The 24,800-nt window shown below is 69.9% G+C and carries 24 protein-coding genes; 9 read left to right on the top strand and 15 right to left on the bottom strand.

Annotated elements, in window-relative coordinates; all coding sequences use genetic code 11:
* Positions 1-85 precede the first annotated feature (85 nt).
* The 6 genes from AB0J97_RS40400 (at position 86) to AB0J97_RS40425 (ending at position 6,392) form a co-directional block, all read left to right on the top strand.
* Complete coding sequence (locus AB0J97_RS40400) at positions 86-1,558, top strand: polysaccharide deacetylase family protein (protein WP_364099288.1); 1,473 nt, start codon at positions 86-88, stop codon at positions 1,556-1,558.
* 33 nt (positions 1,559-1,591) lie between these two features.
* The gene (locus AB0J97_RS40405) at positions 1,592-1,681 is read left to right on the top strand and encodes a putative leader peptide (RefSeq protein WP_357692259.1); all 90 of its coding nucleotides are present in this window, start codon (positions 1,592-1,594) and stop codon (positions 1,679-1,681) included.
* A gap of 120 nt (positions 1,682-1,801) precedes the next feature.
* Positions 1,802-3,646, top strand: coding sequence for a 2-oxoacid:acceptor oxidoreductase subunit alpha (locus AB0J97_RS40410; protein WP_364099292.1), 1,845 nt, complete (start codon positions 1,802-1,804; stop codon positions 3,644-3,646).
* Positions 3,639-4,685, top strand: a complete 1,047-nt coding sequence (locus AB0J97_RS40415) for a 2-oxoacid:ferredoxin oxidoreductase subunit beta (protein WP_357692263.1) — start codon at positions 3,639-3,641, stop codon at positions 4,683-4,685. The genes AB0J97_RS40410 and AB0J97_RS40415 overlap by 8 nt, the downstream gene beginning before the upstream one ends.
* A 62-nt stretch (positions 4,686-4,747) precedes the next feature.
* Complete coding sequence (locus AB0J97_RS40420) at positions 4,748-5,671, top strand: NAD-dependent epimerase/dehydratase family protein (RefSeq protein WP_364099296.1); 924 nt, start codon at positions 4,748-4,750, stop codon at positions 5,669-5,671.
* A gap of 64 nt (positions 5,672-5,735) precedes the next feature.
* Entirely contained in the window at positions 5,736-6,392 is a 657-nt protein-coding gene (locus AB0J97_RS40425; RefSeq protein ID WP_364099299.1) for a hypothetical protein, read from the top strand.
* A 35-nt stretch (positions 6,393-6,427) separates the two neighbouring features.
* Here AB0J97_RS40425 and AB0J97_RS40430 read toward each other — a convergent pair whose 3' ends face one another.
* From AB0J97_RS40430 to AB0J97_RS40440, 3 genes are all read right to left on the bottom strand, one after another.
* Positions 6,428-7,783, bottom strand: a complete 1,356-nt coding sequence (locus AB0J97_RS40430; RefSeq protein ID WP_364099302.1) for a PT domain-containing protein — start codon at positions 7,781-7,783, stop codon at positions 6,428-6,430.
* A gap of 227 nt (positions 7,784-8,010) precedes the next feature.
* The gene (locus AB0J97_RS40435; RefSeq protein WP_357692271.1) at positions 8,011-8,907 is read right to left on the bottom strand and encodes a hypothetical protein; all 897 of its coding nucleotides are present in this window, start codon (positions 8,905-8,907) and stop codon (positions 8,011-8,013) included.
* 17 nt (positions 8,908-8,924) lie between these two features.
* Positions 8,925-9,740, bottom strand: coding sequence for a 2OG-Fe(II) oxygenase (locus AB0J97_RS40440; RefSeq protein WP_357692273.1), 816 nt, complete (start codon positions 9,738-9,740; stop codon positions 8,925-8,927).
* A 105-nt stretch (positions 9,741-9,845) separates the two neighbouring features.
* On the opposite strand from AB0J97_RS40440, the gene AB0J97_RS40445 reads away from it, so the two are divergent.
* On the top strand, positions 9,846-10,769 hold the full coding sequence (locus tag AB0J97_RS40445; protein ID WP_364099306.1) for a glycosyltransferase family 2 protein: 924 nt from the start codon (positions 9,846-9,848) through the stop codon (positions 10,767-10,769).
* 10 nt (positions 10,770-10,779) lie between these two features.
* The gene (locus AB0J97_RS40450; protein WP_357692277.1) at positions 10,780-11,328 is read left to right on the top strand and encodes a dTDP-4-dehydrorhamnose 3,5-epimerase family protein; all 549 of its coding nucleotides are present in this window, start codon (positions 10,780-10,782) and stop codon (positions 11,326-11,328) included.
* Here the strand turns inward: AB0J97_RS40450 and AB0J97_RS40455 are convergent.
* The 3 genes from AB0J97_RS40455 to AB0J97_RS40465 are packed head-to-tail and all read right to left on the bottom strand — an operon-like array spanning position 11,217 to position 14,238.
* Entirely contained in the window at positions 11,217-12,611 is a 1,395-nt protein-coding gene (locus AB0J97_RS40455) for an O-antigen ligase family protein (RefSeq protein WP_364099309.1), read from the bottom strand. The two genes, AB0J97_RS40450 and AB0J97_RS40455, sit on opposite strands and share 112 nt — an antisense overlap.
* Complete coding sequence (locus AB0J97_RS40460) at positions 12,608-13,339, bottom strand: hypothetical protein (protein ID WP_364099312.1); 732 nt, start codon at positions 13,337-13,339, stop codon at positions 12,608-12,610. The genes AB0J97_RS40455 and AB0J97_RS40460 overlap by 4 nt, the downstream gene beginning before the upstream one ends.
* Before the next feature lie 8 nt (positions 13,340-13,347).
* Positions 13,348-14,238: a hypothetical protein gene (locus AB0J97_RS40465; RefSeq protein ID WP_364099315.1), complete on the bottom strand. Its 891-nt coding sequence runs from the start codon at positions 14,236-14,238 to the stop codon at positions 13,348-13,350.
* A gap of 143 nt (positions 14,239-14,381) precedes the next feature.
* On the opposite strand from AB0J97_RS40465, the gene AB0J97_RS40470 reads away from it, so the two are divergent.
* Positions 14,382-15,509 (top strand): acyltransferase, encoded by a 1,128-nt coding sequence (locus AB0J97_RS40470; RefSeq protein WP_364099318.1) that lies wholly within the window; start codon positions 14,382-14,384, stop codon positions 15,507-15,509.
* On the opposite strand, the gene AB0J97_RS40475 is transcribed toward AB0J97_RS40470, so the two are convergent.
* The 9 genes from AB0J97_RS40475 to AB0J97_RS40515 form a co-directional block, all read right to left on the bottom strand.
* Positions 15,502-16,347, bottom strand: a complete 846-nt coding sequence (locus AB0J97_RS40475; RefSeq protein ID WP_364099321.1) for a hypothetical protein — start codon at positions 16,345-16,347, stop codon at positions 15,502-15,504. The genes AB0J97_RS40470 and AB0J97_RS40475 overlap by 8 nt on opposite strands.
* 130 nt (positions 16,348-16,477) lie before the next feature.
* Positions 16,478-17,356 (bottom strand): glycosyltransferase family A protein, encoded by an 879-nt coding sequence (locus tag AB0J97_RS40480; protein ID WP_357692289.1) that lies wholly within the window; start codon positions 17,354-17,356, stop codon positions 16,478-16,480.
* A gap of 15 nt (positions 17,357-17,371) precedes the next feature.
* Positions 17,372-18,847, bottom strand: coding sequence for an oligosaccharide flippase family protein (locus AB0J97_RS40485; protein WP_357692291.1), 1,476 nt, complete (start codon positions 18,845-18,847; stop codon positions 17,372-17,374).
* Between the two features lie 11 nt (positions 18,848-18,858).
* On the bottom strand, positions 18,859-19,839 hold the full coding sequence (locus AB0J97_RS40490) for a hypothetical protein (RefSeq protein ID WP_364099325.1): 981 nt from the start codon (positions 19,837-19,839) through the stop codon (positions 18,859-18,861).
* Complete coding sequence (locus tag AB0J97_RS40495; protein ID WP_364099328.1) at positions 19,836-21,101, bottom strand: DUF4910 domain-containing protein; 1,266 nt, start codon at positions 21,099-21,101, stop codon at positions 19,836-19,838. The genes AB0J97_RS40490 and AB0J97_RS40495 overlap by 4 nt, the downstream gene beginning before the upstream one ends.
* Positions 21,098-22,114, bottom strand: a complete 1,017-nt coding sequence (locus tag AB0J97_RS40500) for an SDR family oxidoreductase (protein ID WP_357692297.1) — start codon at positions 22,112-22,114, stop codon at positions 21,098-21,100. The genes AB0J97_RS40495 and AB0J97_RS40500 overlap by 4 nt, the downstream gene beginning before the upstream one ends.
* Positions 22,114-22,761, bottom strand: coding sequence for a PIG-L family deacetylase (locus AB0J97_RS40505; RefSeq protein WP_357692299.1), 648 nt, complete (start codon positions 22,759-22,761; stop codon positions 22,114-22,116). The genes AB0J97_RS40500 and AB0J97_RS40505 overlap by 1 nt, the downstream gene beginning before the upstream one ends.
* Positions 22,758-23,537, bottom strand: a complete 780-nt coding sequence (locus AB0J97_RS40510) for a sugar phosphate nucleotidyltransferase (RefSeq protein WP_357692301.1) — start codon at positions 23,535-23,537, stop codon at positions 22,758-22,760. The genes AB0J97_RS40505 and AB0J97_RS40510 overlap by 4 nt, the downstream gene beginning before the upstream one ends.
* A complete protein-coding gene (locus AB0J97_RS40515) occupies positions 23,534-24,739 on the bottom strand; it encodes a class I SAM-dependent methyltransferase (protein ID WP_364099409.1) in 1,206 nt (401 codons plus the stop codon). The genes AB0J97_RS40510 and AB0J97_RS40515 overlap by 4 nt, the downstream gene beginning before the upstream one ends.
* Between the last annotated feature and the right edge of the window lie 61 nt (positions 24,740-24,800).

Here is a 24,800-nt window from a genome sequence, read left to right on the forward strand (position 1 = left end):
GACGTGATCGTAACCCAGTCAAACCTCAGACCCCATAACCCCAAGACAGGGCAAAAGGGATAGTCGCCCCCATACCCTGACAGACATGCACCAAACGCGATTCTTTACTGGAATCGCTCTGCTGGCCCTCTCGGCCGGGGGCTGCGGGCTGGCCGCCGCCTCGCCCGAGCGGGACGTGCTGGTCCCGGCAGAGCCGACCGCGATCGACTTCGTCGACCCCGCGACAGTCGTCGGCCTGTCCACGGCGAACATCACCAACAAGGACGACCACAGCAGATATGTGCACATCAGCTACCCCGAACTGACCGACGCGCCGAGCCTGAACCGCGTCCTGCGCGCGGAGGCCGAGCGGCAGTTGCGCGCCTTCCGGGCCGCCAAGAGCGTCAACGGCGGCTATCCGCGTTCGGAGCTGAACATGGACTGGCAGCTCGCCGCCCGCTCCCCCGAGGCCGTCGGGGTACGGCTGCGCACCGGCGAGTTCCTGGGCGCGAGCTGGGGCAACTCCACCCGCACCTTCTGGTTCGACCCGCGTACCGGCAAGGCGGCCGGGTCCATGGCGCTGCTCGGCGGGCAGCAGGCGCTCGACCGGCTCACGGTGCTGGTCAAGGAGCAGCTCAAGGGACGCGGGCCGCAGGTCGAGCGGGACGGCGTGCGCGCCGACCCCGACCAGTTCGACTCCATGGCCTTCAACCGCGGCGGTGACCTGGTGGTCGAGTTCGACGACTGCCAGGTCGGGCCGTGCTCGCTCGGCCGGGTCGCCGTGGCCGTCCAGGCCGGACGGGTGACGCCGCTGCTGTCCGAGCTGGGACGCCGGGCGCAGGAGAGCGTACGGGAGGCCGCCCGCAGCGCTCCTCCGGCCGGGCCGGAGACGACGCCCACGGCCAGTCCCGAGGCCACCAGCAACCGGGCCGGCAGCGTGAACTGCGCCAGGACCAAGTGCGTGGCGCTGACGTTCGACGACGGGCCGGGGCCAGGGACCGGGCGACTGCTCGACCTGCTGGCCGCCGGCAAGGCGCGGGCCACGTTCTTCACCGTCGGGACGAACGCCGTCACGCAGCCGGGCCTGCTGCGCAGGATGAGCGCGGAGGGCCATCTGGTCGGCAACCACTCCTGGGCTCACCGGGACCTGTCGAAGCAGGGCACCAGCAAGATCGCCGACTCCTTCCGGCGTACGGACGACTCCGTCAGGGCGGCGATCGGGCAGGAGCCCACGCTGGCCCGTCCGCCCTACGGCGCGATCAGCAAGGACGTCCGCGACGTCGCCCGCGACCTGGGACTGTCGCTGGTCGGCTGGGACGTCAACGCCAGGGACGAACCCGGCGCCAAGGCGTCGGAGATCACCGACCGCGTCGTGCGCAAGGCCCATCCGGGCGCGATCATCCTGCTGCACGACACCAATGCGGAGTCGATCGACGCGATTCCGGGCATCCTGAAAGAACTCAGCGGGAAGGGTTACACCTTCGTGACCGTTCCAGAGCTGTACGGCTCCGCAGCGATGCGCGCCGGACGCCTGTACGAGACGGGGAGCACGCAGTCGCGCAAGCAGCCCCTGACGTAGCACACGTGTTGGGGGGACGTATCATTGGCGCTCGTGACCCGAACCGTCCTCTTCGCACGCCTGCATGTAGACCTCTGCAGGCTCGCGTCAGGGCTGTGTCGTCGTTCTCCCGCCTCAACCTGACTTCCGACCGCGTTACCCGCTTTCGCGGCTGGCAAACGCGTGACCTTCCGAGGATCTAGCATGGAAACAGAGAACGCGCCCAAAGCAACCGCGCCTTGGCGCGTCGAGGAGGACTGAGCTGTGACGAAGCAGGTCCAGCAACTCGACCGCGTGATCATCAGGTTCGCCGGCGACTCCGGCGACGGCATGCAGCTCACCGGCGACCGCTTCACCGCGGGGACGGCGGAGTTCGGCAACGACCTGTCGACGCTCCCCAACTTCCCCGCCGAGATCCGCGCCCCCGCAGGGACCCTGCCCGGCGTGTCGAGCTTCCAGCTCCACTTCGCCGACCACGACATCCTGACGCCCGGCGACGCGCCCAACGTGCTCGTGGCGATGAACCCGGCGGCGCTGAAGGCCAACCTCGGCGACCTGCCGCGCGGCGCCGACATCATCGCCAACATCGACGAGTTCTCCAAGCGCAACCTGCAGAAGGTCGGCTACGCGGCCAACCCGCTGGAGGACGACTCCCTGAACGAGTGGCGCGTGCACGCGGTGCCGCTGACCTCGCTGACGGTCAAGGCGCTCGAAGGCTTCGAGATCTCGAAGAAGGACGCCGAGCGCGCCAAGAACATGTTCGCCCTCGGCCTGCTGTCGTGGCTCTACCACCGGCCGACCGAGCAGACGATCTCGTTCCTCCAGCAGAAGTTCGCCAAGAAGCCCGACATCGCCAAGGCGAACATCGCGGCCTTCCAGGCGGGCTGGAACTACGGCGAGACGACCGAGTCGTTCTCGGTCTCCTACGAGGTCAAGCCCGCCAGGCTGGCTCCCGGCGTCTATCGCAACATCTCGGGGAACCAGGCCCTGGCCTACGGGCTGATCGCGGCCAGCGTGCAGTCGAAGCTGCCGCTGTTCCTGGGCTCGTACCCGATCACGCCGGCCAGCGACATCCTGCACGAGCTGTCCAAGCACAAGCGGTTCGGCATCCGCACCTTCCAGGCGGAGGACGAGATCGCGGGCGTCGGCGCGGCGCTGGGGGCGGCGTTCGGCGGGGCGCTGGGCGTGACCACCACCTCCGGGCCCGGCGTGGCGCTGAAGGCGGAGACGGTCGGCCTCGCGGTCACCACCGAGCTGCCGTTGATCATCGTTGACGTCCAGCGCGCCGGTCCCAGCACGGGCATGCCGACCAAGACCGAGCAGACCGACCTGCTGATGGCCATGTTCGGCCGCAACGGCGAGTCGCCGGTGCCGATCGTCGCGCCGCTCTCGCCGAGCGACTGCTTCGACGCGGCCGTCGAGGCGGCGCGGATCGCGGTCAAGTACCGCACCCCGGTCATGTTGCTCTCGGACGGCTACCTGGCCAACGGCTCGGAGCCGTGGCGCCTGCCCGAAGTCGCCGACCTGCCCGACATCTCGCAGGAGTTCACGACCGAGCCCAACGGCGAGGGCGGCGAGTTCCTGCCGTTCAAGCGGGACACCGAGACGCTGGCCCGCCCGTGGGCCATCCCCGGCACGGCCGGCCTCGAACACCGCATCGGCGGCATCGAGAAGGCCGACGGCACCGGCAACATCTCCTACGACCCGGACAACCACGACCTGATGGTCCGCACCCGGGCCGCCAAGATCGCCGGGATCGACGTGCCCGACCTCGTGGTCGACGACCCCGACGGCGACGCCAAGGTCCTGGTCGTCGGCTGGGGCTCGACGTACGGGCCGATCGCGGCGGCCGTACGGCGCATCAGGCGCAACGGCGGCAAGGTCGCCCAGACGCACCTGCGCCACCTCAACCCGCTGCCGGCCAACACCGGCGAGGTGCTCAAGAGCTACGACAAGGTGCTGCTGCCCGAGATCAACCTCGGTCAGCTCGCGCTGCTGCTGCGGGCCCGCTACCTCGTCGACGTGATCAGCTACAACCGCGTGCGCGGGCTCCCGTTCAAGGCCGAGGAGCTGGCCGGAGTCATTCAGGACGTGATCGACAGTGACTGAGCTGGTGAACGGGAAGGGCCTGAGCCTGGTTCCCAAGACGGACGTCAAGCAGGGGCTGAAGGACTTCAAGTCCGACCAGGAGGTGCGCTGGTGCCCGGGTTGCGGTGACTACGCGATCCTGGCCGCGGTGCAGAGCTTCCTGCCGGAGCTGGGGCTGCGGCGCGAGAACATCGTGTTCGTCTCCGGCATCGGCTGCTCCTCGCGCTTCCCGTACTACCTCGACACCTACGGCTTCCACTCGATCCACGGCCGCGCGCCCGCGATCGCGACCGGCCTGGCCGCCTCCCGGCCCGACCTGTCGGTGTGGGTGATCACGGGTGACGGCGACGCGCTGTCGATCGGCGGCAACCACCTGATCCACGCGCTGCGCCGCAACGTCAACCTGAACATCCTGCTGTTCAACAACAGGATCTACGGTCTGACCAAGGGCCAGTACTCGCCCACCTCCGAGGTCGGCAAGATCACCAAGTCGACGCCGATGGGCTCGCTGGACAAGCCGTTCAACCCGATCTCGCTGGCCATCGGCGCCGAGGCGTCGTTCGTGGCCCGCACGATCGACTCCGACCGCAAGCACCTGCAGTCGGTGCTGCGCGAGGCCACGGCGCACCAGGGCACGTCGCTGGTGGAGATCTACCAGAACTGCAACATCTTCAACGACAACGCCTTCGAGCAGCTCAAGGACCCGGCGGTCCGCGACGACATCACGCTGCGGCTCGAACACGGCCAGCCGATCGTGAGCTCGTCCAAGGCCGTCGTGCGCGGCGCCAACGGCGGCATCGAGGTCGTCGCCAGGGACGGCGTGAGCGAGGAGCAGATCCTCGTGCACGACGCCCACAACCCCGACCCGTCGGTGGCCTTCGCCCTCAGCAGGCTCGACGAGCCGGCCTTCGAGCACGTGCCGATCGGCATCTTCCGCCAGGTCGACCGCCCGGCCTACGACGTGCTCATGGCCGACCAGCTGGAGGAGGCCGTGGCGCAGAAGGGCCCCGGCGACCTGAGCGAGCTGCTCTTGGGTGGAGACACCTGGCGCATCAGCTAGTTCGTGTATTAGATGGAGCCGTCGGCCCGAACGGCTCCATCTTCCACGGAGGTCAATCCACGATGTCGTATTGGCCCGAGGCCGTGGTGCTGGTGACGGGTGCGGCCGGGTTCATCGGATCGCACCTGGTCAGACGCTTACGCTCGCTCGGCGCGCAGGTGCATGCGATCAGCCGGCGGCCGCAGCGGGCCCGCCACGGCGAGATCTGGCACCAGGTTCGGCTCGACGACGCCGGCGACACCTCGCGGCTCTTCCGGTCGGTACGCCCGAACCTGCTGTTCCACCTCGCCGGCGAGGTCACCGGGTCACGCGGCGACGAGGTCGTCCGGGCCACGCTGGAGAGCAACGTCGTGGGCGCGGTCAACGTGTTGTCGGCCGCCCGCGAGCACGGCGTCCGGACCGTGTTCACCGGCTCGATCGAGGAGCCGCGGCCGGGCAACGACCACGCGCCGCCGTCGTCGGCGTACGCGATGTCCAAGTGGGCCGCCACCGGCTACGCGCAGCTCTACCACCGGCTCTGGGACCTGCCCGTCACCGTGCTGCGTCCCAGCATGGTCTACGGCCCGGCCCAGCCCGACACCACCAAGCTCGTGCCGTACGTGACGCTCTGTCTCCTGCGCGGCGAGCGTCCCCGGCTCACCAGGGGGGCCAAGCTCGCCGACTGGATCTACGTGGACGACGTCGTCGACGCGTTCGTCCTGGCGGGCACGTCGGATAAAGCGGTCGGTCACACGCTCGATATCGGGACGGGCCTGAAAACCCCGGCCCACGAGATCGTCGAACGGCTTTACCGGATCGCCGGCGCGCCCACCCGACCCGAATTCGGTTCCGCCCCCGATCGCCCGCATGACATCACGCAGGTCGGCGACATTGCACCGGCGGCGGACCGGCTCGGCTGGCGACCTGCCACGGATTTGGACGAAGGGCTGCGCCGGACCGTTAATTGGTATGCGTCGCAAGAATGTCACGAAGAATCGCACTCTTAGCCGATCAGGCGGAATTCTGCGAGCATAGGGGTTACTGATCCGGCCGGAGCCGAGGAGCCCCTGCATGAGCCGTCTGAATGCGCTGCGCAGTCGTTTTGTGGACGCTCCTGACTCCCTGGGAGCCAAGGCACGAGCACGGCGGTGGCGCTGGTTCGCCGACCGGTTCCCGGACCTCGACCAGATGAGCGTCCTCGACCTCGGCGGCACGGCCGGGGCCTGGATGCGGGCGCCGGTCAAGCCGGCGCACGCGCACATCGTCAACCTGGAACAGCCGCCCGCCGACCTGCCGTCGTGGCTGCGGGCCGACGTCGCCGACGCCTGCGACCTCCCGTCCTCGATCCGCTCCAGCCGTTACGACCTGGTCTTCTCCAACGCCGTCATCGAGCACGTCGGCGGCCACCAGCGCCGGCAGCGGTTCGCCGACACCGTGCACGAGATGGCCGAGCGGCACTGGGTGCAGACGCCGTACCGGTACTTCCCGGTCGAACCGCACTTCCTGTTCCCCGGGTTCCAGTTCCTGCCCCTCGCCGCCCGTACGACGATCCTGCGCCGCTGGCCGCTCGTGCACACGCCGACCTCCGACCGGGACGCCGCGCGCATGATCGCCATGGAGGTCGAGCTGCTCAGCGTGACCGAGATGCGGCACTACTTCCCGAAGTCCCAGATCCACTTCGAGCGGCTGGGCGGGCTGGTGAAGTCGGTCATCGCGATCCGGGCCTAGCACGTGCTTCACAGGGGCCCTGAGGGCCTGCGACGTCAGTCGGCCAGCACGCTCGCGCCGCCGCTCTCCCAGGTGTTGCCGCGCCAGACGTTGCCCGGCCCCTCGGGATCCCAGTACGCCACCGCGCCCGAGTAGCCGCCCTTGGGCCACACCTTGCGGCTGAAGACGTTGTCGACGACCTTGATGTTCGAGGACAGGCCCTTGCGACCGGCGCCCGCGTAGAGCGTCCAGCCGCCGCCGGCCAGCAGGTTGCCCTGCACGGTGACGTTGCGGGTCACGCCGAAGTCCTGGAACAGGGCGATCGCGCCGGTCTGGTCGAGCGTGTTGATGACCGTGTTGTGGCGGATGATCAGCTCGGTGCCGGGGAGCGCGGTGCCGGTCGACATGATCATGTCGGTGTGGTCGGTGGAGTAGTACTTGGGGTCGTGCACGTACGAGTCCTCGATCAGGCCCTGGTCGGTGTGGATGCCGTTGGAGATCGTGTGGATGTCCACCCGGCGGACGGTGATCAGCTTGCCCTGGTTGAGGATGCCGAACTGGGTGCGCACCTTGCCGTTGCCGAAGATCTCGCTGTCCTCGACCTTCAGGCCGGAGAAGCCCTCGCGCTGGAGGATGCCCCAGTAGTCGCTCTGGCCGCGGACGCGGGTGTTGCGGATGGTGACGTTGTCGGCCTCGACGGTGATGTCGCCGGTGACGTCCCAGCCGTCGATGACCTTGCCGTCCTCCTTGATGACGATCGAGCCGGTCTTCTTGACCAGGTTCGTGCCGTCGGGGACGCCGGTGTTGCCCTCTCCCGGCCAGTCCCGGGACGGGGGCGGGCTGGAGGGGGGCGTCTTCGTGGGCGTGCTGGTGGGCGTCGCCGTGGGTGTGCTGGTGGGTGTGGCCGTCGGTGACTTGGTGGGGGTCGCCGTGGGGGTCTGGCTGGGCGTGGGGCTGGGCGTCCGGGTGGGTGTCCGCGTGGGGGTCGGCTTCGGGGTGGGCGTCGGTGTGCTCGTGGTGGTCGGGGTGCTCGTGGTGGTCGGGGTGCGCGTCGGCGTCGGCGTCGGGGTGCCGGGCGGGTCCACTGTGGGCGTCACGGGCGGGCTCACCGTGGGCTTCCCGGTCGGCCGGTGTGTCGGCCAGCGAGTGGGCCAATGGGTGGGCCGGTGGGTCGGGCGGCGGGTGGGGCGCGCGGTCGGCTTCCTCGTGGGCCGCCTGGGCCACCACTGCGGTTCCTGGCTCCGGGTCTTCCTGGGCCGGGGCTTCTGGGTGGTGGGACGCGATCTGGGCTTCTGGCCGGCGGCGGCGTGCGGCCCTGCCGCGGCCTGCGCCCCGCCGGCGTCCGTCAGGACCGCCCGGGGCTCCAGTACGTCGGTGGCGATGATGCCGTACCCGCCGGCCAGCAGCGCCACCACGGAAACGCCGGCCAGGGATAACCACCCCGCGCGTCTCTTCCCTCTTCGATGCCTTGACACAGGTGACTCCTTCCGATCTAGGCCAGGTCCGAGTCCCCCAAGGGGAGAGAGTAGCCATGCCGGAAGCAGGAGTGAGGCTTTTTACCGAAAAGGACGCCGCTTTCCTCTTAATTCACAATAATCACAGCTTTTTCATCTGTCATATTAAATCCGACAAAAGGTCGTCATCCCGGCGGCACCGTCCCGCCGTTCTCCCAGGTGTTCCCGTCCCATCGATTTCCGGACCCGTTCTTATCCCAATATGAGACCGGGCCCGCGAATCCCCCCTTGGGCCAGACGCGGCGGCTGAAGACGTTGCCGATCACCTTGATGTTGGACGACCTGCCCTTCGCCCCCGCCCCGGCGTACAACGACCAGCCGCCGCCGGCCAGCAGGTTCCCCTGCACGGTGACGTCGCGGCTCACGCCGAAGTCCTGGAACAGGGCGATCGCGCCGGTCTGGTCCAGCGTGTTGATCACGGTGTTGCCCCGGATGACCAGCTCGGTGCCGGGGGCGGGCGGCCCGGTGGACATGATCATGTCGGTGTGGTCGCCCGCGTAGTACTTCGGGTCGTGCACGTACGAGTCCTCGACCAGGCCCTGCTGGGTCAGGATGCCGTTGGAGATCGTGTGGACGTCCACCCGGCGGACGGTGATCAGCTTGCCCTGGTTGAGGATGCCGAACTGGGTGCGCACCTTGCCGTTGCCGAAGATCTCGCTGTCCTCGACCGTCAGCCCGGTACGCCCCTCACGCTGGAGGATCCCCCACCAGTCCTGCTGCCCGCGCACCCGCGTGTTGCGGATGGTCACGTCGTCGGCCTCGACCGTGATGTAGCCGGTCACGTCCAGACCGTCGATGACCGCGCCCTTCTCGCTCACCACCAGGGAGTCCGACGGGCGCAGGCGTACGCCGTCGGGCACGCCCGTGTTGTCCGGGCCCGGCCAGACCCGCCCGGACGCCCGCGACGGCGTGGCGGAGACGGACGCGGACGGCGTGGCGGGTGAGCGGGAGCCGAGCGGCTCACTCCCGGAGCTCTGGCACGCGCTCAGCAGCACGACCGCCAGGACCAGGCCAAGGCACAACCCTCCGGCGTACGGCCTCACTCGCCCTTGGACTTCCGGCCGCCGACGAGGTCGGCCAGCGCGGGCGGCGTCCAGCGCTTGGCGACCTGGCGCAGGTTGCTCTTCCACGCCTCGCCGGGCCGCTGCTTGAACAGCGTGGTGTGGTCGTCGGTGACCTCGTCCGCCGGCCTGCCGTTCGAGTAGTAGTAGAGCGCCATCGAGCGCCGCGCGCGGTCGGGCGGGCAGGTGAGCGGGTCGGGGTGGCCGTGGTTGGCGTCATCGGTCGTGGCGAACAGGACGAACCGATTGAAGACCGGCAGCACCTTCGACTCGCACGCCGTCATGTCCTTGTTCCACAGCTGCAGGTGGCCGCCGTAGCTCTCCTCCCAGTCCTTGTTCAGGTACAGCAGGCCGTTGAGCCGGCGGTCCAGGTTGAGCTTGCGGCTCTTGTTGAAGTCGGCGTGCACCTTGAGGAAGCCGCCCGGCCGGATCTGGTGCAGGCCGCCGCCCTCGAAGTGCGGGTCGGAGACGAGTTGCCCGATGCCGGTCAGCCGCTCCAGGAACTCCATGAACACTCCGGAGTTGAACTCCGCCAGGAGATGCCGGGTGGCCGGCCCCATGCGCTCGGTGTCGGCCAGCGCCAGCTTCACCTCGCGCGCGCTGTCGAACCGCTCCCAGGTGGCGTCGCGCGGCTCCGGGAACTCGTCGAGCACGGGCTCCAGCACGTCCGGCGGGAGGAAGTCGTCGATGACCACGTGGCGGAAGGGCGAGGCCGTGCGGAACCGCTCGGAGTACTTGTCCGCCAGTGGAAAGAGCTCGTCCCGGCGAAAGGTGAAAGCCTGCAGGTTCTGCATGGAGTCTCTCTCCGTCTCTACGACACCGGCCGCTATCCCCATATCGCCTCACCGGTGCCATCTGTTACCTGTAACGATCCATTCCTGGGGCGCGATGGGCGACATGTGACGTCCGGCCCTCCCCGTCTCGCGATCGTGATCGTGACCTACAACAGCGCGCCGGTCCTCGGCGGATGCCTGGCCTCCCTGCGGGAGGGCGCCGAAGGGGTGCTCCTCACCGACGTCGTCGTGGCGGACAACGCCTCCAAGGACGACTCGCTCCGCCTCGCCGAGCAGGCCGCCGGCCTGCCGGTCAGGCCGTTGCAGGTGGGCAGGAACGCCGGTTACGCGGCGGCGATCAACGCCGGCATCGCGGCGCTCGACCTCGACGAGCTCGACGCGGTCTTCGTGATGAACCCCGACTGCCGCCTTCGTCCTGGTTCGCTGGCCGTGCTCGCGGCCGCGCTCGGCCGTCCGGGCACCGGCATCGCCGTTCCCCGGCTGGTCAGCACCGAGGGCGTGCTGCACCACTCGCTGCGGCGCACGCCCGCCGTCCGCCGCGCACTGGCCGAGTCGTTGCTCGGCGGGCGGCTCGCGGGCCGCATCGGCACGCTGGGCGAGATGGTCGCCGACCCGGACCGCTACGAGCGGCCCGGCCCGGCGGACTGGGCCACCGGGGCCGCCATGCTCCTGTCGGTGGCGACGCTCGCCGAGGTCGGCCCCTGGGACGAGTCCTTCCTGCTGTACAGCGAGGAGACCGAGTACGCCCTGCGCGCCGCGGACGCGGGCTGGACCCTCTGGTACGAGCCCGCCGCCCTGGTCGAGCACATCGGCGGCGAGGCGAAGATCAGTCCGATGCTGGCCGCGCTGCTCACGGTCAACCGCGTGCGGCTGTTCAGGCTGCGCCGCGGCCGGATCGCGACCGCGGGCTTCTACCTCGCCGTGCTGCTCGGCGAGGCGATGCGGGCGGCGGCGGGCCGGCGTACGGCGCGGGCCTCCGTCGTGGCCCTGCTCAGACCCTCCCGCCGGATGCGGGCCCTACCCGGATGAGAGGAACACCATGAGAGTCGAGCGGCTGGACCTCGACGGCGTGCTGCTGTTCGTGCCGACGCCGAGCCACGACGACCGGGGCTTGTTCACCAGGACCTTCGACGCCGCGATCGCCGCCGCGCACGGGCTGGACCACACCGCGTTCGTCCAGGACAGCCAGTCGCGCTCGCGGCTCGGCACGATCAGGGGGATGCACGGCCGGTCCGGCCGCGGGGAGGCCAAGCTGGTGCGGGCCGCCCACGGCGCGGTGCTCGACGTCCTGGTGGACGCGCGTCCTGGGTCGCCGACGTTCGGCTCGCACGTCACCGTCCGGCTCGACGACGTGACGTTCGCGCACCTGTACGTGCCGCCGGGCATCCTGCACGGCTACCAGGCGCTGACCGAGCACGCCGACGTCTGCTACCGCATCGACAGGGAGCACGACCCGGCCGAGGACCTGGCCGTCCGCTACGACGACCCCGACCTCGCGCTGCCCTGGCCCCTGCCGGTCAGCGCGATCAGCGAGCGCGACCGTTCGGCGGGGTCGTGGAAGGAGCTGAGGAGCGTCCTGGCCGCCTGATCGGCGCGTTCCAGGCGCAACATCGCCCCGGCGGCGCCGATCAGCAGGAACATCAGGCTGGTGATGCCGGGGAAGGACAACATGTCGAACGTGGCCGCGCCGAGCAGCGGGATCACCAGGCAGGCGGCGATGGTCAGCCCGAGGTTGCGCACGTTCGGGTCGGTGCTGAGCCGGCGCGCCCACAGAGCGACGGACATCCCGGCCACGATCACGCCGACGAAGCCGACCACGCCGATCAGCCCGGTCTCGACCAGCGACAGCAGGTACTGGTTGTCGAACACCTGGTGCTTGAACGGGTACCAGGTGCCCGGCCCGCGGCCGAAGATCGGGCTCCTGCCGAACTCCCGCATCGCGAACGGGTAGTCGTGCGTGCGGTAGATGATGCTGCTGTCCTCGCCCGCCCCGGCGAACAGGTTGTAGAACGTTCCGAGCAGGCCGGGCACCAGCACCTTCATGAACCCGAGGAACACGACGAACGCGCCGGCCGCGATGAGCCTGCGCCGGTTCGACCAGCCGAGCAGGAGGATGATGCTCGCGCCCGCCAGACCGAGCACGGCCGTCCTGGACACCGAGAACATCAGGCCGGCCCCGATGACGGCGGCGCAGATCCACCAGCGGGTCGCGGCCTGACCGCGGCTGCGCGCCTGGAAGCCGAGGTGCGCGGCGATGGGCAGCACCATCGCCGACACCGCGCCGAACTCGATCGGGTGCCCGAGCGTCCCGGCGACCCGGCGCAGGTCCGACCGGGAGATCACGGTCGGCACCTCCTCCGTGGACGAGTGGCGCAGGCCCGGGAACTGCATGTACTGGGTGATGTCGAGGTCGAGCCTGAACTGCAGCAGGGCGACGACCGCCGAGAAGGTGCCGCCGACCACGACGGCCTTGAGCACGAAGTCGAGCCGCTCTCGGCTGCCCAGCCCGTCGCACATCACCAGGACCAGGCTCACGTAGCCGAGGTAGAGCACGAGCGTGTGGTCGGCGAGGTTGAGCTCGTCGGAGGGCAGGTAGACCGAGGTCGTGTACCCGTAGACGGCCAGCAGGAGCGCGCCGTAGACGAAGATCGCGGTACGGGCGGGGTTGGCTCCCTTGGCGGCGCCCGTCGTACTGATCATCTGGGCGCACACCCACACCAGGCCCAGCGTCAGGGCCACGATCTCGGCGGGGGTGAGCGACAGCGGGAGGCCGGCCACCACCAGCCGGGCCGGGAGGACCAGCAGCACCAGGACGAAGATGCCGATCATCGTGGCGCCGTCGGCGCGCCTCGGCATGAGGATCGGGGTCATCCTTCACGTCCGGCCAGCGAGCGGGTGCCGTTGGCCGCGGCGGCCTCGACGCGCGGGGGCGTGGCCGGGCCGGACCGGCGGGCACGGCGGTGCCCGACGAAGCTCTCCGTCATGAACGCGGCGAACAGGCTCATGAAGAACGCCAGCGCCCCGGCGACCACCGCGCTGCGCATCCGGCTGCCCTTCTTCTCGTCGGCCTGCGTCGGCGGCACCACGACCGTGGCGGTGACGTACGTGGTGGGCGGCGCGTTGACCTTGATCTGCCGGGCCCGCAGCTCCTTCTGGGCCAGCGCCGTCACCTTCGTGACGATGCCGTGGGCCAGCTCGGCGGTCGGCGCCTCGCAGACGACGACGATGAAGGGCGTCGCCGGCATCAGCTCGGGGTTGGTGCCACCACTGGTGATCTTGAGCGTGACGGCGCCGCCGGGCGGCGCGCCGACCGCGGCACCCGTCTCGGGGGTGTTCAGCGCCTGGATGAGGATGGAGGAGGTCATGCTCAGCCCCTGGTCGAAGGAGACCAGGGGGTTGGTGCGCGGGTTGGGGAACGCCGGGTCGCTCGGCACGCTGCCGCCGGTGACCGGCAGGGTGAGGACGAGCGCCGAGGTGGAGATGAACGTCTTGGGCGCCACGGCGTACACGCCGAAGGTGCCCGCGATCGTGAGCAGGAACGCGGGCACGGTCACGTACCAGCGTCTGAACAGGACCGTCACCGTCGCCCAGAAGTCCATGCCGGGCCTCATCCCTCGCCGTCGTCCTGGTTCGCCTTCCTGGGCCCGGGCACGCGCGAGAGGGGCTCTCCCCGGTAGACGGGGAACTCCATCGTGGCGGAGCTGTCCTCGTCGAGCGCCGAAGTCGGGGCCGGGGCCAGAGGTGGGGCCAGAGGTGGGGCCAGAGGTGGGGCCAGAGGTGGGGCCAGAGGTGGGGGCGGCGTCGGTGCGGCGAGCGGTTCGCGGGCCGGGGCCTCGGCGTCCGGCCGCTTCTCGGGGGCGGGCGCCCGTTTGGTGAGCACGCCGTAGGCGATGCCGAGGCCCAGGAACAGGCACAGCAGGGCGGCGCCGATCGCGCCCTGCCAGCTGAGGCTGCTGTCGGCCTCGGGCTTGGCGGGCGGCACGATGTCGGTCGAGGTGATGAACGTGTTCGCCGGCGCGCCGAGCGCCTTCTGCCACTTGAACAGCTCGGCCGCCACGCGCTCACGGGCCGCCATGAGCACGGCCGTCGCCTTCTCCGCCGAGTCGCTGTTGACCCTGACGTAGATGTAGGGGCCGTTGATGTCCAGGACGTTCGGGTTGGTGCGCCCGTCGTCGATCGTGATCTCGGTCGGGCCGTCCTTGGGGGCGCCGAGCTGCGTCCAGACGTCCTGGGTGTTCATCGCCAGGATGACGATGCTGGCTCCGGTCTTCAGGGCGTCGTTGAAGTTGAGGAAGGGGTTGGTCAGCCCCTGCTTGGCCTTGTCGTTGGAGACCGTGCCGCCGTTGACGGGGGTGGCGAGCACGAGCGAGACGTCGGCCGTGTACTGGGCCGGGATGACGAGATGGACGACGCCGCCCACCAGGACGGAGAGCAGGATGAGCGGTGGACCTATGTGAATTCGCCGGAGAAGACCAAGGATCGCCTTCCAGAACTCCATTTTGGTACGTTCCCCCGCATCGGCGACGCTTGCCCTATAGACGGCCATCGCCGAAAAGCAGGAAGACGTTACATCGTCCCGGACCGTTACATCCCGCCGCGCCCGACCGATAGACCTACCGACTACGGCGACGGGGGTTTCCTTTGGGGCTGACAGTGGAGCGTCCGGCGACGCGGGGCCGGCTGGCCGGGCTCGACGGATTACGCGGCCTGGCGGCCCTGTTCGTGGTGCTGCACCACTGCTGGTTGCTGACGTGGCCGGGGTTTCCCGTCAACGATTCGCCCGGCTGGACGAAATGGCTGCTCTACGGCCATTTCGCGGTCGTGGTGTTCATCGTCCTGTCCGGGTTCTCGCTGGCGGTCTCGCCCGCCAGGTCCGGGTGGCGGCTCGGCAGCGTCCGGACGTTCTTCCAGCGGCGGGCCTGGCGCATTCTGCCGCCGTACTGGGCGGCGCTGCTGTTCAGCCTCGTGATCGCGTGGGCGGTCATCCCGCAGCCGGGGCAGCAGCCGCCCACGGGCCAGTCGGCCCTCATCTACGGGCTGCTGCTCCAGGACGTCTTCGGCTCCCCCAGCCCCAACGGGGCCATGTGGTCGATCGCCGTCGAGGCGCAGCTCTACCTGGTGTTCCCGCTGATGCTGCTGGTCCTGCGCAGGTGGGGCGCGGCGCTGATGCTCGGCGCGGTGACCCTGATCGTCGTGGCGGTGGGGGCGCTGGCGCCCGCGGTGCCAGCCGTGGAGCTGCTGATGCGGCTGACCCCGCAGTTCGCCGCGCTCTTCGCCATCGGCGCGGTCTGCGCGGGAGTCCTGCGCACGCCGGAGGAGTCGGGCCGGGCCGCCTGGCACTGGTACGCCGCCGCGGCCGCCGCGCCGGTGCTGCTGCTGGTGGTGGCCGCCGGGCCGGTGTGGGTGGTCGGCAACTTCTTCTGGGTGGACCTCGCGATCGGCCCGGCCGCCGGACTGCTGCTGGCGGGCGTGGCCTCGGGCCGGCCGGTGTGGCTCGTACGGCTGCTCGACACCCGTCCGGTCCGGCGCCTCGGCTCCTTCTCCTACAGCCTCTACCTGATCCACGCGCCGCTGGTCGTCATGATCAACCGGCTTGTCGTCGCCCCGCGCACGCCGCCCGGCATGCCCACGTTCCTCCTCACGCTCGCCCTGGCCGTGCCGGCCTGCATCGCGGCGGCGTGGTTGTTCGCGTCCGTCTTCGAGCTGCCCTTCCAGCGGCATCGGAGCTGGAAGGGCTTGCGCGAGGCCGTACGCGCGCGGGTCAGGTGAGCTTGGCCAGCGCCTCGGCCTCGTAGGCCGCGGCGAGCTCTTCCGGGATGCGGCTCAGGTCGTCGGCTCGGTGGAAGTCACGCAGGGTGGTGCCCTGGCAGGTCGCGTCCACGTTGGGCGCCGCCGCACGGGAACGCACGTCGTCGATGTGCACGGTGCGGAAGTCGATGCTGAAGCGGGTCCTGCCGGAGGTGTTGGCGACGGTGGAGTGCAGGTGCGCCCCGGAGAAGAGCATCATGCCGCCCGGCTCGGGGACCAGCCGCAGCTCGGCCCCCAGATCGAGCTCCTCCTCCGGCTTGGGCTGCTCGCGGGTGTCGCTGTGGATGTGCTGCGCGGCCGCGGGCCGGCTGACGGCGGTCCATTCCGCGTAGTCGTAGCGTCCGCTGCCGTTGCGTACGGGGCGGTCGAAGTAGTGCGGGTGCAGGGCGAAGACGTTCTCCGGGACGACCTCGTAGACCGGGATCCACCAGTTGACCTGGCAGAACGGCGCGGAGTACCAGCAGTCGCGATGCGCGTGGTAGGCGTAGGAGATCCCGGAGTCGAGGTAGTGGTCGGCGGTGGAGGTGCGCAGCCTCGGCACGTCGAAGTAGGTCTTGTCGAGCGCCATGCCCTGCTCCTCCAGCAGGGCGGCGAGGATCCTCTTGCTGGTGGGGTGGTGGATGAAGCGCGGCTTGAGCTGCGCGAGCAGTGCGGCGAACTCCTCGACGGGCATCTCGTACTGGGCGGTCTGCGGGTCGCGGCCGTCGAACGCCTCCTCGATCAGCTCGCGGGCGAACTCGATCAGTTCGGTCGAGGCGGGCGTCGCGGAGTAGAGAAAGACATCACCCTGGAAGATCATTTTGCGCCGGACATCGTCATTAATCCGGCTGTTGGCTAATAAAACGGGCATAGCGAGATATTCCCCCTCGCGTGGTGCTTTTCCTTTCTCTCGTCCCGGTCCGCTTCTTCGTTACACGGAGACCGCGCGATCACCTTTTCGAGGTGACCGCCCTGGTGGCCATCCCGGCCAGCTTGCGGCCGCGGTGCGCGAGCATCTTCCGCTGCCGCCGCCAGTACGCCCGCATCAGCACGGCACGGGCCCGCCCGCGCTGCTCCGCCGACAGCTCCATCCCGCCCAGGGCCTCGTGGATGGCGCGGAACTGCAGCGTGGTGGCGAACCGCGCGGTCCAGGCCGGCACGCCGAGCATCGAGGCGATCGCCGACAGCCGGCGTTCGCGCAGGTGGCGGTGGGCGAGCGGCTCGGGCACGTGCCCCCACGGCGCGGTCAGCGCCAGCCGCGCGGCGAAGACCTCGTCCTCGCGGATCATCCGGGGGCGCGGCACGGCGGCCACCCGCTCCCGCCGCATCAGGCCGTAGAGGGGGTCGAGCCTGAGGTGCTGGGCGGCCCACACCTCGCACAACTCCTCCAGGCGGTCGACGGGGTCGTCGGACAGCAGGCGGGTGCCGAGGTAGCGCGGCTCGTGCACGGTCCCGTCGAGCCAGGTGTAGGTGACCTCGGTGGTGACCAGGATGAGCCGCTCGTCGTCCTGGAACGGCTCAAGGGCACGGGAGACGTAGGTCGGTTCGAGGCGGTCGTCGTCGCCCATCCAGCGGAAGAACCGGCCGCGCGAGCGCCGCAGCACCTCCTCGAAGTTGTCGACGACGTGCAGGTCGCGCTCCTGCCGGTGGTAGACGATCCGGCTGTCCTCCTTGGCCAGCAGGCGGCACAGCTCCTCGGTGTCATCGGTGGAGGCGTTGTCGGAGATCACCACCTCGATCTCGGCGTGTTCCTGGGCGAGCACCGACCGGACGGCCGCCTCCAGGTGGTCCGCGCCGTTGCGGACCGGCATTCCGATGGACACCAGCATCGCTTCTCCTCAAGGTCAGCGCGCGCGGGCGGGAAGCAGCCGCACCACACGATCGCTCAGCAGGTGGAACTGGTCGCGGGTCACCACGACCAGCGTGTACGCCAGCAGCCCCGCGCCGCCCGCCACGACGAGCTGGACGAAGGGACTCCCCTCGGTCAGCATCGTCAGGCCCAGCATGACCGCCCCGCAGAGCAGCGCGCCCATGGCGGGCCGGACCAGGCCGGGCAGGACCGGCGCGAGACGTACGCCGGCCCGCTGCACGGCGATCATGGCGAGCGGGAGGGCGACCAGGACCGCCGCGACCGCCTGGCCGATCGCGGCGCCGCGGATGCCGTCGAGGTTCGCGCCGACGATGACCGCGGGGATCATCGCCGCCGCGTGCCCGAGGTTCATCCAGACGGTCGAGCGGGTGGCGCCCTGGCCGTTCAGGATGTCGAGGGCGAAGGCGGTGAGCATGCGGACCAGCATCAGCACCGCGAGGAAGCGCAGCACGCCCGCCGACTGCTCCCACTCCAGGCCGTAGATGAAGATGATCACAGGGTGGGCGAGCACCGCCATGAAGACGGCCAGCGGCAGGATCATCGCGATGAGCAGCGGCAGGCTCTTCTGCACGCCGAGCGAGAGCGACTCCGGGTCCCGCTCGGCCAGCCGCGAGAAGCCGGCGATCGACACCATGCGGATGGCGCTGCCGATGATGCCGGGCACCCAGCTCGACACGTTGAAGGCCATCAGGTAGAAGCCGAGCCAGGCCGCGCCCATGATGTTGCCGACGATGATGTAGCCCACGTTGAGCAGCAGGACCTCCAGGGCGATACCGGCCGCCGAGGGGATCCCGAACCTCAGCAGCCGGCCCGCGATCCGCCGGTCGAACCCGAACCGGTAGGGCAGCCGCGCGTAGATCAGCATGAAGACGCCGGTGACGACCGCCCCGACGAGCTGGCCCCAGGCGAAGCTGTAGGCCCCGGCCCCGTTGACCGCGAGCACGATGGCCACCGGCGCGTTGACCAGGAAGCCCGCGAGGACCGCCTTGGCGTTCTTGCCGGTGCGGAACCAGCGCAGCAGGGCCGCGCTGCGCACCGCCGTGACCGCCTCGACGAGGATGACCGCGGTGAGGATGCGCACCACGGAGGTGGCCTCCACGCTGCCCGCCAGCGCCGAGAAGTACGGCGCCCCGACCCAGAAGATCCCGTACAGGCCGAGGGCGGAGATCATGGTCAGGGTCGTGGCCGTGGGGGCGATCTCCTCCAGCCGCCCCCGCCACTGCACGACGGCCGACATGACGCCGACGTCCTTGACGACCATGACGAACTGCGTGGCCGCGAGCGCGACGGCGTACGTGCCGAAGTCGTCGGGCGAGAGCAGCCTGGCCAGGATCAGGCCGAGGACGAACGAGCCCGCACGCGTGACCAGCGTGCCGAGCAGGCTCCACACCGCCCCTCGGCCCGCCTTGCGTCCGATGTCACTGATGTCCGGGCTCGGTTGCTCTCCCATGCCCGCCTTTCCTAACTCGGCTCGCCGATCCGCTCCAGCCAGATCTCCCGCCAGAACGGGATGAACGCGCGGGGGCAGTTGGACTTGTACATGCCTTCGCAGATGATGTCGTCGAGCGTGATGCAGGGGCTTTTCATCTCCAGCATCCGGCCGGTCGACTCCTCGATGCAGCGCTCGACGCGGGCCGTCACCCGGGCCACCCGGCCGCACGAGCGCGCCATGTCCTCCTCGAAGCCGAGGCCCCGGTTGAAGCCCTTCGTGGAGAGCGTGGCGATGATCTCGTCCTTCGACTTGATCCGCACCAGCTCGCCCGGCTGGAGGTCGATCGTGCCCGTCGGGGTGGCGCCGGTGTGCGGGCCCGCCTGCACGAAGCCCCAGGCCAGGCCGTTCCTGATGCGGAGGGCGCGGGGGAACCTCCTGGACAGCCGCTGGTAGCGGTTGAACAGGCCGAAGAAGAGCGCGCGCATGGTGGCCCAGAGCCCGGAGTTCCCCACGCGTATGTCCGTGACGTACTGCCCGAGGTCGCGAAAGGGCAGCAGCTCGGGGGCGGCGCGCAGCAGCTCCGTCGCCTGGCAGCGGAAGCGCTCCTCGCCATCGGGCGCCGGCTCCCGCCGGGTGTTGACCTCCAGGATCGGCAGCAGCGGCCGCTCGGGGCGGACCCGCTCGCCGGCCGTGGGCGGCCCGTCGACCTTCCTGACCCAGGCGGTCTTCCAGTAGAGCAGGCAGGCCGTCTGGCAGCCGCCATGGGCCGAGCCGTCGCAGCGGGATCCGGTCAGGTGGACGGCGTCCTCCATCTTCCGCATCCCGGTCCTGGTCATCGTGTCGCAGAGCTTGTTGGCCACCTTGTGGACGGTGAGCCGTTGCCCGCAGAACCGCAGCATCTCCGGCATGAACGGAAGGCTGTCCAGCTCTCCGCGCTCATCAAGGGTCGCCAGGATCTCTTCAGCACTGAGAACCTCGACCACGTCGCCGACTTTCAGCGCCAGACTCAATCCACCCACTCCTTCAGCAGGCCCGCGTTCTGCAGGGCGTTCGCCGCGTCCGCCAATGCCTGGAACGGCAGGTGCGACCGTTCCGCGATGTCGAGCAGGCTGTGCAGCCCGTCCGAGAGGTTCAGCACCCACAACATCGCCATCTGGGCCTGTTTCGTGTCACTGCGGCCGCCCAGCGAGCCGTACAGGCCGCGCGCTCCGAGCTGGGGCTCGCCGTACGGGCTGAGGTTCTGGTAGCGGCGGTTGCCCTCCAGGACCCGTACGGCGCTCCACAACGTCTCCAGGGTGTCCTCCATCGCCTCGGGCCGCACGAAGTCGGGATTGTCGGCCGAGGTGTGGTACTCCGGGTAGCTCCCGTAGGGCGTCCTGGTCAGCGAGCCCACGGGCAGGTCGAACCCCGGCGAGCAGTACTGCCGCTCGTCGTAGCCGTAGGGCGAGAAGTCCAGGAGGGTGTGCGGCCGGTCCTTGAGCACGTACGCGAAGACCTGGTCGATCTCGGCGTCGCCGCGCCTGCTGCGCTTGTAGGTGATCGTCCCGGCGTCCCCGGCGCAGGCCAGGGTGAGGCCGTGCCTGATCCGGTCGGTGCGCTCGCGGTTCCGGGCCAGCCAGGTGATCGCGCCGATGGTGCCGGGCGCGAAGACGAACCGGTAGGTGTACCAGGGGTCGACCAGTCTCCGGGCCAAGGCCACCGCGACCGCCACCCCGGCCAGGTTGTCGTTGGCCAGCGAGGGATGGCAGACGTGGCAGGAGATCAGCACCTCCTCCGAGCTGCGGCCCCGGATCACGTGCTCGCCGTAGGTCAGGTGGCCGTCGGCGAGCGTGGAGTCGATCCTGACCTCGTACGGGCCGTCCGCCAGCCCGTCCAGGGTGTTCTGGCTCAGGCAGAAGCCCCAGGTCTCGGCGTAGTAGCTGGTCCGGTACGGGACCAGGTCCGGCTGGCCGGGCAGCGTGTGCAGGCGCCCGCGCAGCTCCTCCAGCGACATGGTGGCCTCGACCGGCACGCTGTAGCCCACGACGTGCAGGTTGCTCCGCCGGAAGTCGACGACGCGGTTCCCGGCGGCGTCCTGGAGGTAGGCGTCGCGGATGTTCCATTCGCGGGGGATCGTCCAGTCGAGGACCTTCGTGCCCGTCGGCACCTCGGTGACCTCCAGCGGGAGCGACCCGTCGATGATCTCCAGGGTGCGGCGAAGGCCGTCGCCGGTGATGCTGCGGCACAGCGGGTAGAGCCGCCGTACCAGGTCGTGCATCTCGGGGCCGGTCATGGCCGCAGGGTGTCGTCGACGGTGCCGGACTCCCGCCGGTCGGCGAGCCGGGCCAGCCTGGTGAAGCGGCGGTCGAAGTCGTGCCGGGTCAGGCCGTGCTCGCGGTAGGCGTCGATGAGCTCGACGGCGCCCGCCTTGACCGTCCAGCGGGCCTCGTACCCGAGGGCGGACCTGATCCGGGAGAAGTCGACGCGGTAGGAGCGCGGGTCGGCGCCCGTCTCGCCGGTGATGGTCAGCGTCGAGCCGGGCACGGCCGCGACCACCTCGGCCGCGATCTCGGCCACGGTCACGTTGTTGACCTCGGTGCCCACGTTGAAGGCCGTGGCGTGCACGGCCTCGCGCGGCGCGGTCAGGGCGGCGGCGAACGCGTCGGCGATGTCCCTGGCGTGCACCAGCGGACGCCAGGGCGTGCCGTCGGACAGCACCCGGACCTCGCCGGTCAGGTGGGCGTGGCCCACCAGGTTGTTCAGCACGATGTCGGCGCGCAGCCTGGGCGAGAACCCGAAGGCGGTGGCGTTGCGCAGGAACACCGGGGTGAAGTCGTCGTCGGCCAGCGCGGTCAGGTCGTCCTCGACCCGCACCTTCGACTCGGCGTACGGCGTGACCGGGCGCAGCGGGGCGTCCTCGTCCAGCAGGTCCGCGCCGCCGGAGGCGCCGTAGACCGAGCAGGTGGAGGCGTACAGGAAGCGGCGCACGCCCGCCTCCTTGGCCAGCCTGGCCAGCCGTACGGAGGCGTGGTGGTTGATGTCGTAGGTCAGGTCGGGCGCGAGCGCGCCGAGCGGGTCGTTGGACAGCGCGGCCAGGTGGATCACCGCGTCGAACCCGGCGACGTGCTCGGGACCGGCGTCGCGCAGGTCCACGGCGTGCGCCTCGACCGGCTCCGGCTCGGGCCCGAGCACGCAGTCGGCGAACAGGCCGGAGTCCAGGCCGACGACCTGGTGCCCGGCCTCGGCCAGGACGGGGGCCATCACGCTGCCCAGGTAGCCCTGGTGGCCGGTGAGAAGTACCCGCATCAGTTCTCCAGATCGACGGTCAGCTTGGATACGTGGAACGCCTCGGCGTACCGCGCGTGGCACTCGATGCCCCGGATGCGGGCCAGCCCCAGGAACGCCTCTCGGTCGTACCAGGGGCGGTGCCGCTGGGAGGCGTAGTGGCGCTGGAGCAGGTCCACCTTGCGCTCGGCCACCTCCGCGGTGAGCGGCTGGTAGAGGGCGGGCGCGGCCAGGTCGCCGTCCCATTTGACGATCTCGTAGCCGAGCGTCAGGTGGTCGCGGAAGGCGGTGGGCACCAGCTCGGCCAGCCCCCGGTGGTCCTGGTGGGCGTCGCCGCGCCAGGGCGCGAGGATCAGGCCGGGCTCGGTACGGGCGCGCAGCTCCTCCACCGCGGCCTTGGCCTCCTCCCAGCGGGCCGGCAGGTAGCCGTCGGGCAGCTTGAGCACGCTCACCCGCAGGTCCGCGCCGGGGCAGAAGTCGGCCAGCGCGGCGCGTTCCTCCTCCTCCCGCTCGGTCCCGCCGCCGGACAGCACCAGCGCGTCCACGCGCAGGCCGGGACGGGCGGCGCAGATCGTCAGCAGGCTGCCGCCGGCTCCGATCGCCAGGTCGTCGCAGTGCGCGGCGAGCGCCACGACGGAGGTCACGCCTCCGGGACGCAGTCCGATCACCGGGACCGTTCCCACAGAGCCCACGGACGCACACCGCGCGAGTACGCCTCGTCCAGCTCCATGCGCTGGTTGACGGTGTCGGTGGGCCGCCAGTAGCCGCGGTGCGGGTAGGCCAGCAGGCGTCCGCGTTTGGCCAGCTCGGCACAGCCGTCGGCGACCAGGTCGCCGTTCTCCGGGATGTGCTCGAAGACCTCCTGGGTCAGCACGAAGTAGCCGCCGTTGACCCACACCGGCATCTCGCTGACCGGTGAGATGCCGGCGACCAGCCCGTTCTCGCCGACGTCCACGCAGTGGAAGGTCTGGGACGGCGGCACCACCATCATCGAGGCGGCCGCCCCGGAGCCGGTGAACCGGTCGATGATCTCGGGCAGCGGCGCGTCGGTGAGCACGTCGGCGTAGTTGGCGAGGAACATCTCGTCATCGCCCAGATGGCTGCGGACCCGGCGTAACCGTTCGCCGATCGGGGAGTTCGTCCCGGTCTGCACGAACGAGATGGACCAGTCGGAGATGTCGCTCGACAGCAGCTCGACCTTGCCGTCGCGCAGCACGAAGTCGTTGGACGTGGCCTCCTGGTAGCGGAGGAAGAAGTCCTTGATGTGGTGGGCGCCGTACCCCAGGCACAGGATGAACTCCTTGTGTCCGAAGTGGGCGTAGTAGCGCATCACGTGCCAGAGCAGCGGTCGCGGACCGACGAGCGCCATCGGCTTGGGCACCTCGCCCGGCACACCGGTCCGCATCCGGGTGCCGAATCCTCCGCAGAACAGTACAACCTTCACACGACCTCCAGGTGTGGGATCGGGAAGACCAGCCGGCCTCCCCATTCGTGCACATAGGAGAGCTGAGCCGTGAGCTCTTCGCGCAGGTTCCACGGCAGGACCAGCACATAGTCCGGGCGGTCCTGGGCGATGCGCTCCGGCGGAGCGATCGGGATCCTGGTGCCCGGCGTGAACCTGCCGTGTTTGTACGGATTGCGATCCACCGTGTAGGCCAGCAGGTCCGGCCTGATCCCACAGTGGTTGAGCAGCGTGTTGCCCTTGCCCGGTGCGCCGTACCCGGCGACCGTCTTGCCCTCCTCGGCGGCGGTGATCAGGAATCGCAACAGGTCACGGCGGACGCGGGCGACCCGCTCCGCGAACCCCGCGTAACCGGAGAGGTCGTGCAGCCCGGCGGCCTTCTCCCTGGCGAGCACGTCGAGCACCCGGTCCGACGGGCTCCCCGAGGGGCGCGCCCACAACCGGATCGACCCGCCATGGGTGGGCACCAGCTCGACGTCGACCAGGGTCAGCCCGCCGCTCGCCAGCGCCCGCTGCGCGGAGGCCACCGTGTAGTACTGGAAGTGCTCGTGGTAGATCGTGTCGTACTGGTTCAGCTCCACGAGCGTGAGCAGGTGCTGGACCTCGATCGAGACCCAGCCGTCGTCGGCCACCAGGGCACGCAGCCCCTTGGTGAAGCCGATGACGTCGGGGATGTGCGCGTAGACGTTGTTGGCCACCACCAGGTCGGCGGGACCGTTCCCGGCCCGCACCGACGCGCCCGTCTCCGGCGTCAGGAACGCCGTGAGCGTCGGCACGCCCTTGTCCTTGGCCGCCTGGCCCACGTTGGCCGACGGCTCGATGCCGAGGCACCGGATGCCGCGTTCGACCACGTGCTGCAGCAGGTAGCCGTCGTTGCTGGCCACCTCGACCACGAACGACGGCTTCAACCGTTCCACCGCGGAGTCGACGAACCGCCGCGCGTGCTCCACCCAGGAAGCAGAGAATGACGCAAAGTAAGCGTATTCGGTGAATGTCTCTTCCGGCGTGATCAACGGCGGGATCTGGGCCAGCCAGCAGCCCGTGCATACCCGCAGATGAAGAGGATAGGTGAGCTCCGGCTGATCGAGTTGTTCCGTCGTGAGGAAGAGCTCACAGGGCGGTGTCGCCCCGAGATCCACCACGCCGACCAGGTCCGTCGAGCCGCACAACCGGCACGATGTCATCAACAAAGGGCCCCACCCAGAAATGACAAGATTTCCCCCTTTGGAAACCCACAGCCATACT

This window comes from Nonomuraea sp. NPDC049607 (assembly GCF_040675375.1).
Classification (GTDB): Bacteria; Actinomycetota; Actinomycetes; order Streptosporangiales; family Streptosporangiaceae; genus Nonomuraea.